This is a genomic window from Clostridium sp. 001 (assembly GCF_019056555.1).
GTDB lineage: Bacteria > Bacillota > Clostridia > Clostridiales > Clostridiaceae > Clostridium_B > Clostridium_B ragsdalei.
Window position 1 is genome coordinate 1 of the sequence record NZ_CP020473.1, and the last position, 17,047, is coordinate 17,047.

General features: G+C 30.9%; 18 protein-coding genes and 2 pseudogenes. 17 read left to right on the forward strand and 3 right to left on the reverse strand.

Features of this window, described 5'->3' with window-relative positions; genetic code table 11:
• The first annotated feature begins 49 nt into the window (after positions 1–49).
• Positions 50–370, forward strand: coding sequence for a cation:dicarboxylase symporter family transporter (locus B5S50_RS21350; protein ID WP_254306649.1), 321 nt, complete (start codon positions 50–52; stop codon positions 368–370).
• Positions 339–921, forward strand: a pseudogene (locus tag B5S50_RS21355) (cation:dicarboxylase symporter family transporter). Before B5S50_RS21350 ends, B5S50_RS21355 begins: the two are co-directional and overlap by 32 nt.
• A 60-nt stretch (positions 922–981) precedes the next feature.
• Here B5S50_RS21355 and B5S50_RS00010 read toward each other — a convergent pair.
• Positions 982–2,832: an APC family permease gene (locus B5S50_RS00010; protein ID WP_217302784.1), complete on the reverse strand. Its 1,851-nt coding sequence runs from the start codon at positions 2,830–2,832 to the stop codon at positions 982–984.
• 195 nt (positions 2,833–3,027) lie between these two features.
• Between B5S50_RS00010 and B5S50_RS00015 the strand changes: the two genes are divergently transcribed.
• Together B5S50_RS00015 and B5S50_RS00020 are read left to right on the forward strand one after the other, a co-directional pair.
• Complete coding sequence (locus tag B5S50_RS00015; RefSeq protein WP_065078250.1) at positions 3,028–3,999, forward strand: ROK family protein; 972 nt, start codon at positions 3,028–3,030, stop codon at positions 3,997–3,999.
• Between the two features lie 116 nt (positions 4,000–4,115).
• The gene (locus B5S50_RS00020; protein WP_065078214.1) at positions 4,116–4,505 is read left to right on the forward strand and encodes a hypothetical protein; all 390 of its coding nucleotides are present in this window, start codon (positions 4,116–4,118) and stop codon (positions 4,503–4,505) included.
• An 89-nt stretch (positions 4,506–4,594) separates the two neighbouring features.
• On the opposite strand, the gene B5S50_RS00025 is transcribed toward B5S50_RS00020, so the two are convergent.
• A complete protein-coding gene (locus B5S50_RS00025) occupies positions 4,595–4,990 on the reverse strand; it encodes a hypothetical protein (protein WP_065078213.1) in 396 nt (131 codons plus the stop codon).
• A 138-nt stretch (positions 4,991–5,128) separates the two neighbouring features.
• Here B5S50_RS00025 and B5S50_RS00030 point away from each other — a divergent pair, with 138 nt between their 5' ends.
• The 13 genes and pseudogenes from B5S50_RS00030 (at position 5,129) to B5S50_RS00090 (ending at position 14,662) form a co-directional block, all read left to right on the forward strand.
• Positions 5,129–6,046 carry a patatin-like phospholipase family protein gene (locus tag B5S50_RS00030; protein WP_217302785.1) on the forward strand — a complete coding sequence of 306 codons (918 nt, stop codon included), beginning with the start codon at positions 5,129–5,131 and terminating at the stop codon, positions 6,044–6,046.
• 93 nt (positions 6,047–6,139) lie between these two features.
• Positions 6,140–7,554: pseudogene (gene cysS / locus B5S50_RS00035) on the forward strand (cysteine--tRNA ligase).
• Positions 7,555–7,639: 85 nt separating this feature from the next.
• The gene (locus B5S50_RS00040) at positions 7,640–8,530 is read left to right on the forward strand and encodes a potassium channel family protein (RefSeq protein ID WP_065078210.1); all 891 of its coding nucleotides are present in this window, start codon (positions 7,640–7,642) and stop codon (positions 8,528–8,530) included.
• 64 nt (positions 8,531–8,594) lie between these two features.
• The gene (locus B5S50_RS00045; protein ID WP_242872125.1) at positions 8,595–9,227 is read left to right on the forward strand and encodes a HutD family protein; all 633 of its coding nucleotides are present in this window, start codon (positions 8,595–8,597) and stop codon (positions 9,225–9,227) included.
• Between the two features lie 184 nt (positions 9,228–9,411).
• On the forward strand, positions 9,412–9,618 hold the full coding sequence (locus B5S50_RS00050; RefSeq protein ID WP_065078209.1) for a DUF1657 domain-containing protein: 207 nt from the start codon (positions 9,412–9,414) through the stop codon (positions 9,616–9,618).
• Between the two features lie 16 nt (positions 9,619–9,634).
• A complete protein-coding gene (locus tag B5S50_RS00055) occupies positions 9,635–10,495 on the forward strand; it encodes a YetF domain-containing protein (RefSeq protein ID WP_065078208.1) in 861 nt (286 codons plus the stop codon).
• 11 nt (positions 10,496–10,506) lie between these two features.
• Entirely contained in the window at positions 10,507–10,986 is a 480-nt protein-coding gene (spoVAC, locus tag B5S50_RS00060) for a stage V sporulation protein AC (RefSeq protein WP_065078207.1), read from the forward strand.
• On the forward strand, positions 10,987–11,985 hold the full coding sequence (gene spoVAD / locus B5S50_RS00065; protein ID WP_065078206.1) for a stage V sporulation protein AD: 999 nt from the start codon (positions 10,987–10,989) through the stop codon (positions 11,983–11,985).
• Between the two features lie 17 nt (positions 11,986–12,002).
• Complete coding sequence (gene spoVAE, locus B5S50_RS00070; protein WP_065078205.1) at positions 12,003–12,356, forward strand: stage V sporulation protein AE; 354 nt, start codon at positions 12,003–12,005, stop codon at positions 12,354–12,356.
• Positions 12,357–12,376: 20 nt separating this feature from the next.
• Entirely contained in the window at positions 12,377–12,583 is a 207-nt protein-coding gene (locus tag B5S50_RS00075; RefSeq protein WP_065078204.1) for a DUF1657 domain-containing protein, read from the forward strand.
• A 240-nt stretch (positions 12,584–12,823) separates the two neighbouring features.
• A complete protein-coding gene (locus tag B5S50_RS00080; protein ID WP_217302786.1) occupies positions 12,824–13,363 on the forward strand; it encodes a winged helix-turn-helix domain-containing protein in 540 nt (179 codons plus the stop codon).
• Positions 13,326–13,901 (forward strand): transposase, encoded by a 576-nt coding sequence (locus B5S50_RS00085; RefSeq protein ID WP_065079513.1) that lies wholly within the window; start codon positions 13,326–13,328, stop codon positions 13,899–13,901. The genes B5S50_RS00080 and B5S50_RS00085 overlap by 38 nt, the downstream gene beginning before the upstream one ends.
• Before the next feature lie 494 nt (positions 13,902–14,395).
• Positions 14,396–14,662 (forward strand): hypothetical protein, encoded by a 267-nt coding sequence (locus B5S50_RS00090; protein ID WP_217302773.1) that lies wholly within the window; start codon positions 14,396–14,398, stop codon positions 14,660–14,662.
• A gap of 100 nt (positions 14,663–14,762) precedes the next feature.
• Here B5S50_RS00090 and B5S50_RS00095 read toward each other — a convergent pair whose 3' ends face one another.
• Positions 14,763–16,724: a cytidylate kinase family protein gene (locus B5S50_RS00095; protein WP_217302774.1), complete on the reverse strand. Its 1,962-nt coding sequence runs from the start codon at positions 16,722–16,724 to the stop codon at positions 14,763–14,765.
• Positions 16,725–17,047: the final 323 nt, after the last annotated feature.

The following is a 17,047-nucleotide window of genomic DNA, read 5'->3' on the forward strand; positions in this document are numbered from 1 at the left end:
TAATAAGGGATTTGTAGATACTATAATAAATATTTTCCCTACGAATATTATGGATTCTTTAAGTAAAGGAGATATGCTTCCAATTATATTCTTCTCTGTTATGTTTGGACTCGGAGTTGCGTCTATTGGAGAAAAAGGGAAACCTATATTAAACTTTTTCCAGGGTGTAGCAGATACAATGTTCTGGGTAACTAACCAGATTATGAAAACTGCACCTATAGGTGTATTTGCATTAATTGGCTGCACTGTATGCAATTTTGGACTTAAATCTCTTATTCCATTGGGAAAGCTAATGATATTAGTTTATGCTGGTATGATTTTTCTTTATACTTGTATTTATGGGGATAGCAGCAAAATTGGTTGGAAATAGTATATTTAGGATAATAAGAATATTGAAAGATGAGCTTTTGCTTGCTTTTAGTACAGCTAGTTCAGAAACAGTACTTCCAAGGTTAATGTCAAAAATGGAGAAGTATGGATGTCCAAGTGCTACGTATCTTTTGTAGTTCCTACAGGTTATACTTTTAACCTTGATGGTTCCACACTTTATGAATCTATGGCAGCTATATTTATAGCACAGTTATATGGTATGCATCTTTCCATTGGAGCCCAAATAAGCTTAGTAATAGTACTTATGATAACTTCAAAGGGAATAGCAGGTGTCCCAGGGGCTTCTTTGTAGTACTACTAGCTACATTAGGAACTTGCGGTATTCCAATAGAAGGTCTTGCTTTTATAGCTGGAATTGATCGTCTTTTAGATATGGGAAGAACAGTAGTAAATGTTGTTGGAAATTCTTTAGCTAGTATATTTGTTGCCAACTGGGAACATGTATATGACAAGGAAAAGGGTGAAAAGTATTACCAATCCATTATAGATAATAAAGATCATAAAGATAAATTAAAAAGTGTAGAAGCATAGTAATGGTGCCTGGCATCGAGTGGAAGAAAAATATTTCCATTAGGTGCCAGGCACTTAAAGTTAATTCAATTCTTCATCATTTAAATGATAAGGATAAGTTGATACTACAATATTTTTATTTCTCAGTAAGTTTTCTCTAAGCAAAAATCCTGTATGATTATGAAGAAAATTTCCCCACCACTTATGTGTTATAAATTGTGGCAATATTATAGTTACTTTCTCATCCTCAGAAGCTGCATTTGATATGATCTCTATATACTTAAGTAATGGAGTTATTATTTGTCTATAAGGAGAATACTTAGTTACTAGTAATATATCTGTATTTAACTCAGCCCATTTAGTTTTTAGTTTTTCTGTAGAAGTTTTATCAATAGATACATTTAAAGCTATTACATCTGGTGTTATGCTCCTAGCATATTGTAAAGCGTTTAACGTTGCTTTATTTAAACTTGCAATAGGAATTATGCAAATATGTGTAAATTTTTTACCTAACTCTATATTTAATATATCTTCTTTTGATGCCCTCAGCTGTTCTGCCACTTTATCATAATGTCTCTTTATAGATGCCATAATAATAACTATTATAGGAATTAAAGCAATAACTATCCATGCACCAGCTAATGCTTTTTCATATATAATTATAAGCGTTGTAATTATAGTTACTATGGCACCTATACCATTAATTAAAGCACGCTTTTTCCATCCAGGTTCAGTACTACTCTTCCAATGCAGCACCATTCCCGTTTGTGCTAAAGTAAAGGACAAGAAAACACCTACTGAATATAGAGGGATTAGGCTATGAACATCTGCTTTAAATATAAGTACTAATATTCCTGCAATAAAGGATAATACTTCAATGCCTATTGAGAAGCTTAATCTCTTACCTTTCATAGTGAATTGTCTTGGTGCAAATCCATCTCTAGCAACAACGTACATTAGCATAGGAAATCCTGTAAAAGCTGTATTACATGCCATTATTAATATTATGGATGTAGTAATCTGTATAAAATAGTACATAAAGTTTCTGCCAAATACACCAAGTGCTATTTGGGATAGAACTGTAACATTTTTTGTTGGTACAGCATGATAAAATCTAGCAAGCAGTGAAGTGCCACCAAAGATAAACAATATTAAACTTGATAATAATATCATAACCATTTTAGCATTTTTTTGGCTAGGTTCTTTAAAATTAGGAACTGCATTACTTACTGCTTCTAATCCCGTTAGCGCTGAACAACCTGAAGAAAAAGCCCTAAGAATTAAAAATATACTTAATGTTCCCGTTGCCTTAATAGAAGTATTTATCATAGGTGCAGCTGCACCATATATAGAGTATTTTATAAAACCATATATAATCATAGTTATCATACCCAGTATAAAGAGATAAGTAGGTATACTAAATATTTTAGATGATTCACTAACACCTCTTAAATTTAAGATAGTAAGTATGATAATTAATCCCACTACTAGTGAAATCTTATGAATTCCTAAAGTAGGAAAAGCTGAGATTATTGCTGAAACTCCAGCACTAGCACTTACTGCAACCGTCAATATATAATCTATTAATAATGCAGATGCAGCAACTAATCCTGGTCTTATCCCTAAATTTTCTTTGGCAACTATATAGGCGCCTCCACCTTGAGGGTATGCTCTGATAATTTGAACATATGATATGGTGAGAATAAACAATAAGCCTATAATCATTAATGAAACCCATCCAAGCCAGTTGTAGGCAACTAAACCTAATACGCCTATTAATACGACTAAAATTTCTTCTGCTGCATATGCAACTGATGAAATAGCATCACTAGCCATAATTGCTAATCCAAACAAAATATTATATTTTTCATGTGATGTTTGTTCATTTGGCAGTGGTTTACCAATTAAAACATCTACAAATTTTTCTAACATAATACTTCCTCCAAAATATATAAAAAATACATATCTATAATATGTGTATATTAATCCAACTTAATAACTCTAATTTAAGTTATTTTGAGTAACTTTATGTAGATATATACCTTTTTATAAAAATTAGTTAATGATATAAATATGTGATATATTATATTTTGATGGAGATATTATATGGAGAGGAGAGAAGATAACTTGAAAGATAAATATGTAGTGGGAATTGACTTAGGTGGTACCAAAATTTGTGCTGCTGTTGTAAACTTCATGGGACAAGTAATATGTAAGGCTACTTTGCCAACGGAAGCGGAAAAAGGGGAAAACTTCATATTAAATAGAATGATAGAGATTATTGAGAAGGTAATTGAGGAGTGTAAAGTTGACAGAAAAGCAATAGTAGGCGTGGGAATCGGATCTCCAGGTCCGCTTAATATAGATAAAGGCGAGATAATATGCACCCCAAATTTGCCTTTTAGAAATTTTAATATTGTAAAACCTATAAAGGATAATTTTAAGATTCCCGTATATTTAGATAATGATGCAAATGCAGCGGCACTAGGGGAATATATGTTTGGTTCAGGCAAGGACAGTGAAAACATGGTATTCATAACAGTTTCTACAGGAATAGGGGGAGGAGCTATATTAAATGGTAGAATATATAGAGGTAATACTAAAAATGCACTGGAAGTAGGGCATATGACTTTAGAAAAAGAAGGTCCCCTATGTAACTGCGGAAATTATGGATGTGCAGAGGTACTTGCATCCGGTACTGCTATAGCACGAGAAGCAAAAAAAGCAGTAAAAACAGGAGAATGTACTTCTCTTTCTAAATATAAGAATATAACTTCAAAAGAAGTGTTTAAAGAGGCAGAACTTGGAGATGGAGTATCTAAAAATATATTAGACATAGCTTTAAATTATCTTGGAATATGTGTGGCAAATGTAGTCACTTGCTTTGATCCGGAAGTAGTTGTAATAGGAGGAGGGGTCTCCAAGGGTGGAAGTATAGTTTTAAGTAAAGTAAAACAGGTTGTGAAAAAAAGATGTTTTCAATCTATAAGTGAAAACACTAAGATACTTTCTGCACTTTTAGGAGAAGATTCTGGGGCTATTGGAGCTGCAGCTCTTGCTATAAGGCATTTTCAAAGAAATAACAAGTCAGTATGCTAGTCTATTTTTTATCAATATATATGTTTACGTATACAATAATAGGAACATTACGTGTATTACATTAATAAACTAATTGGTAACAGACATTTGAAGTAAATTTAAGGGGGAACTTGTAAATGTTACAGAGTATTATTAATGGAATTGTTCCTATAGCTATAACTGTCATAGTAGGGGTGTTAGTTGCAGTAATTAAAGCTATTGGAGATGCCATTGTAGTATTAGTTGAGAAAAGAAAAGAGGAGGTTATACAAAAAATACGTATTAATAGATATAATGGATGGCTGCAAGTTGCCAGGGAAGTGTGGAGGGTTGTAGATGAATATTTTAGGATAAATTCAAACATAAAAAGTACTATTTCTAACAAACAAAAAAAATTTGAAGAAGAAATATTAAAAATATTGCCTGATTTGACTACTGCTCAAATAGAACAATTAAGACAATCTGTTGCAGGGGAAATAAATAAGGACAAAGATAAAATTCCACAGAATGATAATCAGAAAATTTAAAAAGAGAACCTCACATAATGAGTTATAAAATTTTAAGATACTTATGTGAGGTTTTTAATTAACGTAAAAATTATTATGTTTACTTAAAATTAAAGTAAACTATTATCTCCAATTTTACTTTCATTATTTGAAATATAATTTTTGATTTTTCCACCAGTTTTTTTTATGGTTTCTTTCAATTTTTCATTATCTAAAGAATTAGAATTTACAATTACTTTATAAGATGTGTTTTCAAGGTCTCTAAAACTACCGAAACCACTTATCATAGGACTTGTAGATGGAAGAGTCCTTCCGGATGAAGTATAGGAAACTCCTGAGGAATTTATTACATTTGAAAAATTTATACCAAAATCTGAATTAGAGCTTAAGGGGTCTATATAATTGTCATTTAAATCCACAGCAGTATGGCTAAATCCTTCACTTTTAAGTTTTTTTACAGCTTCATTGGCGTTTTTAATGCCTTTATAGTAAATTTCAATTCGCATTTTGACAATCTCCCTTCTTTTAATATAATATCAATAATTATAATTATAGCTTCCCACTTATTTTGAATAATATTCTATAATTGATTTTTAAGTATCCAATATATGAAAATTTACATATTTATATATTGAGGTGGTTTTATGATAGCAAATGCTGTATTTGAAGGTGGAGGAATGAAGGGAATAGGACTTATAGGAGCAGTATGTTGTTTTGAAAAAATGGGATATAAGTGGAACAAGTTTGCAGGAACTTCTGCTGGAGCGGTAATAGCTTCACTTTTAGCAGTAGGGTATAGTGGAGAAGAGTTGAAAAACATAGCTATGAATCTAGACAGAGATATATTCTTTAAAAAAAAATGGATAAGAGAACTTTCTTTAATTAAAAAGTCTTTTACACTTTTTAAAGATAAGGGAATATATTCTTCAGATGCTGTAAAAAAATATATTGAAGAACTCATATCTAAAAAGGGAAAAAGAACTTTTGGAGATATAAGTGTAGATGGAAAGTCACCTCTTAAAATAGTAGCATCAGATATAACTAAAAAGAGAATGATAATATTACCAGATGATTTAAAAGAATACGGTATAGATCCTATGAAGTTTGAAATAGCAGAAGCAGTTAGAATGAGTATAAGTATCCCCCTTTATTTTAAACCGGTAAAATTTTATTATAAAGGCGAATGCAGCTATATAGTTGATGGGGGCATACTCAGTAATTTTCCAATATGGATATTTGATACAGAGGAAGTCCCGGAGTTCCCTACAATAGGATTTAAATTAGCGGAAGAGGATATAAGCTATGGAGAATCAAAAAAGATGGATTTTGTTTCTTACTTATTTGATATATTTGGGACTATGGTAGATAAAAATGAAGAAGTGTATGTGAAGGATAAATATGCAGTTAGAACTGTATTTATTCCAACATTAGGAGTTAGAAGCACAGAATTTAATATATCCAGTAAAATGAGGATGAAACTTTTCCAATCAGGATATAGTAGTTCAGAAAGGTTTTTGCATCTTTGGGATTTTCACAATTATATAAGGGATTATGTAAAATAGGACATGTGAGATTATTGAATTATATTAAAATTGTGATAATATTTATTTATAACACAATTTTAACAGTTTATGCCTAGTAAGGGGAGATATACTATGAATTTTTACGTTTATAATACAATGAGTAGAAAAAAAGAAAAATTTGTTCCTGTAAATGAAGGAAAAGTTGGAATTTATACCTGCGGTCCTACAGTTTATAATTATGCTCATATAGGGAATTTAAGAACATATATTTTTGAAGATATATTAAAGAAAGCTTTTGAATATGGTCACTACAAAGTTAAGCATGTTATGAATATAACTGATGTAGGACATTTGCAATCTGATGCAGATACAGGTGAAGATAAGATGCAAATAGGGGCTGAACGTGAAAATAAAACTGTATGGGAGATTGCTAAATTTTATGAGAATGCTTTTTTTAAGGATTGTCATAAACTTAATATAAGAAAACCTGATATAGTTTGTAAGGCCACAGATCATATTCAAGACATGATAGATATAATTAAGACACTGGAGGAAAAGGGATATACCTACACATCAAATGGAAATGTGTATTATGAAATTGATAAATTTAAAGATTATAATAAACTAGCTAATTTAAGTATGGAAGAATTAGAGGCAGGAGCTAGAATAGATGTGGATGAGAATAAGAAAAATCCGCTGGATTTTGTACTTTGGTTTACAAATTCTAAATTTAAAGATCAAATAATGCAGTGGAATTCCCCTTGGGGAAAAGGCTTTCCTGGCTGGCATATAGAATGTTCTGCTATGTCAATAAAATACTTAGGAGATAAAATAGATATACACTGCGGCGGAGTAGATCATATTCCAGTACATCATACAAATGAAATAGCTGAATCAGAAGCAGTACTTGGACACAAATGGGTGAATTATTGGATGCATGGAGAATTTTTAGTATTATCTGATGGCAAAATGTCTAAATCAAAAGGTGATTTTTTAACTCTTTCTAAAATTGAAAAGGAGGGCTTCTCACCTATGGATTATAGATACTTTTGTCTTCAATCTAGGTATAGAAAACAACTTATGTTTAGTTTTGATGCATTAAGGCAGGCACAGTTAGCTTATAAAAAATTAAAGGAGAAAGTTGCAGATATAGTTTCAAATGTAAAAGAAAATGAAAGGGCAGATGAGAAACTTGTTAATAAGTATAAAAATAAATTTCAGGAAAAGATAAGTGATGATTTGAATATACCAAATGCATTTACTGTGTTATTTGAAGTTATAAAAGATAATGAATTGACAAGTAAGGAAAAAAGCTTACTTATAGAAAGTTTTGATACTGTTTTTCACTGGATCTTTTAAAGCTAAGCAATCATAATTTAGAAAAGTTGGATTCAGAAGATATCAAAAGACTCATATGTGAAAGAAATGATGCAAGAAACAACAAGGATTGGCATAAGGCAGATGTTATTAGGGATGAACTTAAATCCATGGGAATAGATATAATAGACTCAAAAGAAGGGACTAAGGTGAAGGTTAGAAACAGTTAGACTAGGGTGAAAAATTAATAGGAAAATGTGATAATAAACTTTTTCAAAAAGTATAAATATATATACAATAGATAGAGGTATGTTTATGAAGAAGTTTATTAGTATATATAAAATTAAAAAGAAAACCATTTTGTCTGTATTGGCATTTTCCTATGTAACTGTATTATTTCTATTTGGGCTTATCTATTGGAGCATTGCAAATAATTCTAGGGGAGATTTTTTTGTATTTCAAAAAGATGTAAATATGACTACAAAAGTAGATGTATTTAAAAAAAATCTAAACATTAAAATTAAAAGCAAAGAATTGAAAAGCACTGTGGAAGATTTAATAAATTCTGATGAATACAAAAGACCTTTTGCAAATTTAGAAATTGTAGACGATTCAGGTTCTTCTATAAAGGTATTTTCCTTTGATAAATCTTTAGGAAAATTATGGGCCAATTATTATAGTACATTGTTAAAAGATAAGGGCGTAACCCATATAAGTGTAGAAGATATGGGAGAAGATAGGGTTAATAGTAAATTTAGCAGTTGTAAATTAAAAATATGCTTTTATACAGTAAATGAAAATGAAATCTATAAAAGCTTTAAGTGTTATAAAAAAAGTCAAGCAAATCAGTTAAGAAAAGTGGATACTAAATATATGTGGGTAAATGATTATACTATGCTTAAAAGTAAATTTTTCAAAGAAGAATACTATTATTATCCACTAAGCTTTTATTTTTCAAAGCTTGTTGAAAATTCTATATCATTTTTGGACAATAGTCCTCTAGTACTTAAATCAGTGGTTTGTGGAAACTTCAAATATCCAATAGAGAATTTTATATATTTTAGTGCTGTAACTATAACCACACTGGGATATGGTGATATTTTGCCTAATTCTATTATAGTGCGTTTTATGGTAATTATGGAAACCATACTAGGGATAATAATAGTAGGCACATTTACTTCCTGTTTATTTTGGAATAGAAATTAAAATAAAATTTGTTGTGATATACTTTATCTAGAATTAAATCTATATGTATGAGGAGATGCGTAATATGATGAATACAGTAAAAATTATAAGGTCGGATGAATATAAGACAAGCAGATGGTCGGGAGGGACTACTACAGAGCTTTTAATATATCCTTATGAAGCAAAATATGCTGAAAGAAATTTTAAATGGAGATTAAGTTCTGCAAAGGTTATAGATGAAGAATCTGTATTCACTCATTTACCTGGAATTGCTAGAATCATAATGAGTATAGACGGGAATTTAACTCTTCATCATGAGGGACACTATGAAAAAGATTTAAAGCCTTTTGAACAGGATAATTTTATGGGCGATTGGAATACTAAAAGTTTTGGAAAGGTAACAGATTTTAACTTAATGATGGCTCCTGGATGCCAGGGAAAAATAGAAACATACATTTTTGAAGGTAAAAAAATGTATGAAGAAAAACTTAATCCAGGTGAACATATTAATAGAGAAAAAGATATAAAACAAATTACATATGTATTTTATATTTTGGGTGAAAAAGTGGAAGCTTATATTAGTGATATGAAGGTGTATCTTAACAATAAAGATACATTAGCTGTAACCACTTTGGTTAATGGTGATCCTTTTAATATTAAACTTTGCAATAAAGGTGAAGAAGACATTAAAGTTATAAAGACAGAAATAGCGTATTAGTTATATGTACTAAATAAAAAAAGGCCTTTAAAAATATTATTATTTTTTGGGCCTTTTTTTATTTAAAAAATTTAAATATAAGTGTACATAAATTATGTGTAATAATTCTATTTAAACAGGGTAAAACTATATTAGAAAAGTTGGTTAGCAATTTTATAAGAAATGTGAGGGAGGGCTTAATAAATTGACTGTAGGATCTCAAGTAAAACAGACACTGGCTGTTCTTAAAGGTGCTGAAAGTACTTTGAGAGTATATTCTCTTCAAGAACAGGATAAAAAAGTAAAGAATGTGTACAAAGAGGCACTGGATGCTGTAGATGGTGTTACAAAGAATCTAAATGATAGATTGAAATATTTAGAATATGAAGAGCCTCAATATAAACAGAACTGATTTGGGGGAATAATATATGAAAATTTGGATTATAATTTTGTTAAAATCTACGGTACTATTTTTTGTTACCTTATTTTTTATAACAATAGTTGGGAAAAAGCATCCCAGGAGGATAACCCCTTTTAATTTTATAAACTATAGTGTAATAGCGGTTTTAATAGCACTAACGTGTACAAATGTTATATATAACTGGGTAATTGGTATTCTGGCTATAGCTGTATGGATGTTACTCCCATTAATTTTAGAATATGCTTCTATGAAAAGTAAGTTTATATGCAATTTGCTAAAGGGTGAAGGAGTTGTAGTTGTAAAAGAAGGAAAAGTAATGGAAGAAAATTTAAGTAAAATTGGATGCAGCGGTGAAGACTTATTAAGGGAACTTCGCTCAAAAAATGTATTTAATTTAGCAGATGTGGAATTTGCCATGATGGAGTCTACAGGAGATATAAATATACTGATGAAATCAGATAAAAGGCCACTTACCCCAAATGATCTTCAGATAGAAGTATGTCAAGAAGGAGCACCGCAGACTGTAATATTGGACGGAAATGTAATAAATGAATCTTTGAGCAATTTAGGACTAAATCAAGGATGGCTTGATGTACAGTTAGAATCTAAAGGTGTATCTTTGGATAATGTATTTATAGGTCAGGTTAATTCAAAAGGCGAGCTCTACATAGATTTATTTGATGATTTAATTCAAACTCCCCAATCAAATGTTAGAAAAATTCTCTATGCCAATCTGGAAAAGGCTCAGGCAGATTTGATGTCATTTGCACTTGAAACTCAGGATAAAAAGGTAAAAGATATGTATAAAAAGGACTCTGATATTTTAAAGAATGTATTAATAAAGTTAAAACCCTATTTATTGAAATAGAAGGTGATAAAATGTCTAATAAAAAAAATAAAAAGCTGACTCCTGTACAACAGGAGTATCAAAACTTGGCTAAAACAAAAGAGATAAAAAGAAATGTTCTTAAAAATAGTCTGAAGGCATTTTTGGTTGGCGGAAGTATTTGTGCTTTTGGTCAGGGACTTCAAATTATATTTATAAAGTATTTTAAATTTACAGAAGCCAACGCTGGTAATCCGACATCTGCAGTTTTAATAATAATTGCTGTATTACTTACAGGGTTTGGAGTGTTTGATCATATTGCACAATGGGCTGGGGCAGGAACATCTATTCCTGTTACTGGTTTTGCAAATTCCATTGCATCTGCTGCTATAGAACATAGAAGCGAAGGATTCGTTCTTGGTGTAGGAGGAAATATGTTTAAAATTGCAGGTCCTGTAATAACTTTTGGAGTTTTTTCTGCTTTTGTAGTTGGTACTATAAAAGTAATTATTAAATGGTTAGGTGGGATGTAAATGATTCAAGGTCATCAATCATGGGTATTTGAATCTAAACCGACTATACTTGGATGTGGTGCAGTAGGAGGACCGTTTGAAGCAAAAGGTGCTTTAGCTAAAGATTTTGACTTGCTTCATGAAGATATATGGCTTGGTCAGGATAGTTTTGAAAAATCTGAAAAAAAGTTATTGGAGGAAGCTTGTCAGATTGCTATAAAAAATGCAAAAGTAAAAAAAGAAAGTATAAATTTTTTCATAAGTGGAGATCTTATGAATCAGATAGTTATCAGTAGTTTTGCTGCTAGAACTTTAAGCATACCGTATTTAGGTATATTTGGAGCTTGTTCAAGTTCTATGGAAGGGTTAGCTATATCGTCGTTGCTCATAGATAATGGTGCAGCAGAATACGTTCTTTGTGGAACATCCAGCCATAATGCTGCTACAGAAAAACAGTTTAGATACCCTACAGAGTATGGAGGACAGAAGCCACCTACAGCTCAATGGACGGTAACAGGAGCAGGAGCTGCAGTAGTTGGAAAAGGTACTGGACCTAAAGTTACATCAGCTACTATAGGTAAAGTAGTAGACATGGGAATTTCTGATCCATTTAATATGGGTGCTGCTATGGCAGCAGCGGCAGTAGATACAATAGAAGCTCATTTTAGAGATTTAAATAGAGATCCTTCTTATTATGACATAATAGCCACAGGAGATTTAGGGAAAATAGGCCATGACATAGCAGAAGAAATTTTAAAAAAGGATGGATTTAAGTTTCAAGAAGGAGTATTTAAAGACTGTGGAAAGCTAATATATAACAAAGATCAACCTGTATTTTCAGGTGGCAGCGGATGTGCATGTTCTGCTACAGTAACCTATGGACATTTTTTTAAGGAAATGAAGAAAAAAAAGTTAAATAAAATATTGGTAGTGGCAACAGGAGCCCTTATGTCACCTATGTCATATCAACAAAAAGAAAGTATACCATCTGTAGCTCATGCAGTATCTATAGAAGCATAGAAAAGAGGTGCATTCATATGGAAAAATTTCTTTGGGCATTTTTAGTAGGTGGAGGAATATGTGTAATAGGTCAGATAATGATGGACGTATTTAAGCTCACACCGGCACATACAACAACTACTCTTGTAGTAGTAGGAGCTATCCTTGGAGGGCTAGGATTATATGATCCTTTAGTAAAATTTGCTGGTGCCGGTGCTTCTGTACCAATAAGTAGTTTTGGAAATTCGTTGGTTAAAGGAGCCATGATGGAAGCAGATGAATATGGAATAATAGGTGTGCTAACAGGAATTTTTGAGATTACCAGTGCTGGTATTTCTGCTGCTGTGATTTTTGGATTTATAGGGGCTTTAATATTTAAACCTAAAGGATAATTTAAAGGAGGTGATAATAAATGACAGTTGGAACTCAAATGCAGCAAGCAATAGCAGGAATTCAAAGTGCGGCTGCAACTATGAAGACATTTGAACTGGAGACACAGGACAAAAGTGCTAAAAAAGATTTTCACCAAATAGCAACAAATTTGGATGACGCTCTTCAAATACTTCAAGGAAGACAAAAGTTCATACAGCAAGAAGAACCACAGTATAAACAATGTTAATAACAAAAATATAATTAAGAGAAGACTTAAAAGTCATAATTATCAATTAATGTGATAATTATGACTTTTATTTAAAGAAAGATGTAATGTAATATAAATTGTTAAAATAATAAATATTATGTAAATAAAAAATAAAGTAAACTAAAAATAATATAGGGTTTCTAACTAAAATATTAACTTATACAGAATAATTAAAATTCTTCTCCAAATACTAAATGTACGGAGAAAGGAGTTTTAATTATGGGAAGAAAATCATTTGAAATAGAATCACTGTATGATTATAAAATTGAAGATTTAATTGAGCTAAAAAACACTACGAATTCTAAATTTACTAGATTAGTATTAGCTGTGGTTACTATGAGATATCGAGGATGCTCAAATAGAGATATTATGATAGAAACAGGTCTAAGTAAAGTATCTATAGTTAAACATATTAAAAATTGGAACGAAGTTGGCATCAAAGCTATAAAAGATCATCGTGGCGGTAGTGAAGCTAAATTAGAACCAGAAATAGTTGATGATCTTATAGACGTAGTTCTAAAAAAATCCCCTATAGATTTTGATTTTACATGTCATACTTGGACTTTAGCGCTTTTAGCTCTATATGTTGAAAAAACATATGGAGTAAAAGTTTGTAATGAAACTATCAGATCCATTTTAATATCTCATAATATATCTTATAAAAGATCTCAACATAAACCTACAAAAGCTGATAAAGATGAACAAGAAGCTTTTAAAAAAAATGCCAAAACTGCTAGATACTTTAGAGTCTTCATCTGATACTATTGTATATGCATTAGATGAGACTGGTATCAGCATAGAGTCGGACAACTATTCATCTTGGAGCCCTGTAGGTAATCCCCCTATACTAGAGAAGAATGCTTCGCATAAAGGGGTAAATATTGTAGGGTCTACTTCAATTTTAAATAATTTTCATACTGTCAATGATGTTTATTCTTCCCAAGAATCTATAACATCTGAAAAAATTAAGTCGCATATAGAATATCTGATGGAACTTAATCCTAATAAAAAAATTGTAATATTTATGGATAATGCTAAAACCCATACAAGTAAGCTAATGCAAAGCTTTTACTATGATAACAAAGATAAATTGAAGGTAGTACTTCTACCAAGGTATTCCCCATATATGAACCCTCAAGAAAATATGTGGAGAAACCTAAAAGCAAAGTTGTTTAAACCATCTGCTAGAAGTTGTATATGGGAATTAGTATCAGATATTAAAATTCTTTTTGACGAACTTAATTCTAATTTTGCTAAGATTCATTCATTAGCTTATGCTAGAAGTTTCCTAGTATAAGTTAAATTATCACTTAGAAACCCTATATAGAGTTTCTAGTTTGAAAGTTTACTTATGCCAGCCATATACTAACAAAAATCATCACACTAAAAACTTCTTATAAGTCTAAAGCTCAGTATTTTGAAAATCTAAAGAAGCTTATATAAACTCGTACCTCAGACATATATAAGCTTCTAAAATTTTCTAAAATACCTCACTAAGACTTATAAAAAAAGTTTTTAAGTGTGATTTCCATTTTGTTAGTATATTTTATGTATAAGTTAAAATTTCAATTAGAATCACTATATTAAAGGCAAAGAGGTATTTTTTTATTTGCTAATATTACTTATAAATAGGAATATTAGCAAATAAAAATTATATACTTAATATAGACAAATTATATTTTAAAAGATGGGAATACAAAATTAATATTTGAAGTAAAGAACTTATTTAAAATTATAGATGAAATGCCATAAGGGTGGTATGAAAATTAAATTTAGAGGAGGGACACGGACATGGATAATACCATATTATTGAGTAAGATATCCCAAGGCTTAATAGAATGCTGTAAATCAAAAAAATTTTCAAGAGTAAACAAATTAACTGTGAATGTAAATGAAAACAGTTATATTAATTCTTGTAATCTTTATGAGTACCTGAAAAGTTGTAATGAAGACATAGTAGACGAATCTACAGAAATTAAAATTGAAATTGAAGATTTACCAGATCAAGTTGTAATTATCAGCAGTATAGAAGGTGATATATCGGAAGAATGCGTATAAGTTGATAAACACTATATATTGATGCGAAATTGTACGAATATTAAATATGAAAGGGAATGGGTATAGATTTGTGTAAAAACAATCTATACCTCCATTTTTATTAAGCAAGATTAAATTTCTTTCTAATCATATTAACTAATACCTTTGCTGTTTCATCAACTCCGCCGAATAGGCTGCTGTTAATTAAAATGTCCTTGTAAAGTACATTATCACTGTATGATTTTGCATAACTTAGGCTGTATAGCTGACGTGCTTCATCAACTTCTTTAATCAGCTTATCTGCTTCGTCCGGATTTATATGAAGTATATTGATACAATTTTCCTTTCGTATCTCATATGGAGCATAGATAAATATGCTGAAATGATTTGAATGATTTCTTAAAATATAGTCAGAACACCTTCCTACAAATATACAGGATGATTTATCTGCCAGATCACAAATGATTTTCTTTTGGGCTTCAAATATTTCTTCCTGTATCTTTTCTGAACTAGTTCCTAGTGGAAATTTCATTTTTTTATATTCATTTTTATCTATTTCTTCTCCACTGTCAATAGTAGATACAGGCAAATTCATCTTCTTTGCAGCTTCTTCTACGATATCCCTGTCGTAGTATTCAACACCTAACAATTCAGCCATTTTTTTAGCAATGGGACGCCCCAGGCTCCCGAATTGGCGAGAAATAGTTATTACATAATTCTCTAATCCGATATTTACCTTTTCATTTTCTAGAAAAGCTGTGGTAAAGTTGCCGGAGACAAAACTTTTATTTCGCATTATTGTAATATTAGTATTTATGGTTGTGGAAACTCCGTCTAGCTTAAAGTTTTTCAATGCTTTTATCATATTGGCAATGCAGGTAGTTCTATCTTTTTCCCAAACAACAAGTTTACAGAGCATAGGATCATAAAATGGAGAAATCTTGTATCCTTCGTGAATAGCATGCTCTATACGAACAGTTCCATCCGAGGCATCAGGAAAAGATAAAGTTGTAATTGTACCTGGCGAAGGTTTAAAGGTTTTGGGATCTTCTGCATAAATACGGCATTCAATACTGTGGCCTTTTAGTTTAATATCTTCCTGCTTGAATGGCAATTTTTCTCCGTTTGCAACATGAATCTGATTTTCTACTAAATCCATATTTACAACATATTCGGATACTGGATGTTCTACTTGAAGCCTTGCATTTATTTCCATAAAATAATAGTTTCCATCAGCACCCCTTAAATATTCAATGGTACCTGCTCCGGAATATTTCATTTCCTTGATTATCTTTTGTGTATATGAATAAAGTTTCTTTCTGTCTTCTTCAGTAACTACAGTTGACGGTGATTCCTCAATAATCTTCTGATATCTTCTCTGAATAGAACATTCTCTTTCTCCTAAGCAGACTACATTTCCATAGTCGTCTGCTATAAACTGTACTTCTATGTGTCTAGGAGATAGTACTGCTTTTTCAATGTAAATATCTCCACTTGCAAATGCCATATTTCCTATTCTCTGCATGCTTTCGAAAATAGCCTGTGTGACTTTTTCAGATTCAAAATAAGTGATTTTTTCTATTCCTTTACCTCCGCCGCCTTTGTCCAGTTTAAGTAAAATAGGTAATCCGACTTTTTCTGCAGTATCGTAAATTTCTTTTATACTGGAAATCGGCTTAATTGTTCCTGGTGTAACAGGAACTCCTAATTTATTAGCAATAATACGACAATAACATTTGGATTCGATGTTTTCTAGAATTGAAGGGTCAGGTCCGATCCATTTTGCACCTGCAGCAGTAACTGCATTAGCAAATGATGCTGCCTCTGATAAAAATCCATATCCAGGATGTACTGCATCTGCCCCTGATTTCTTAATAACATCTACAAGTGCATCAATATTTAAGTAACTTTTAACAGGTGCGGAAGGGCCGATATTATAGCTTTCTGCAGCTTTGTTAATGTAATCAGCATTTTTATCAGCGTCTGAGTATACAACAACAGTTTCAATGTTAAGTTTATTACATGTATGAATAATCCTGTTTACAATTTCACCGCGATTTGCAATTAAAATTTTTTTTATCATGTTAGCTCTCCTTTTCAATAAATTATTGTTTTATTAATTAAGTTTTACAATAACCATTTATCTGATGGCTACCTACTGTAACACTCCAACTTCTATCAAAGTGGGAGATAACAGTTTACAAATTATGCAGATAAAAAACAAGGACATGGCAAAAATAACTATAACAGATACATTGCCATGTCCTTGTTAGATTAAACTATAGCATATTTTAAATTTTATGACAACAGTAAACAAACACAAATTTTCCTGATTTTTTTATGCTGTGAGTACAAAACAAATAAAAAAATTTATGATATACTATTAAAAAATCAATTTAAAATTAT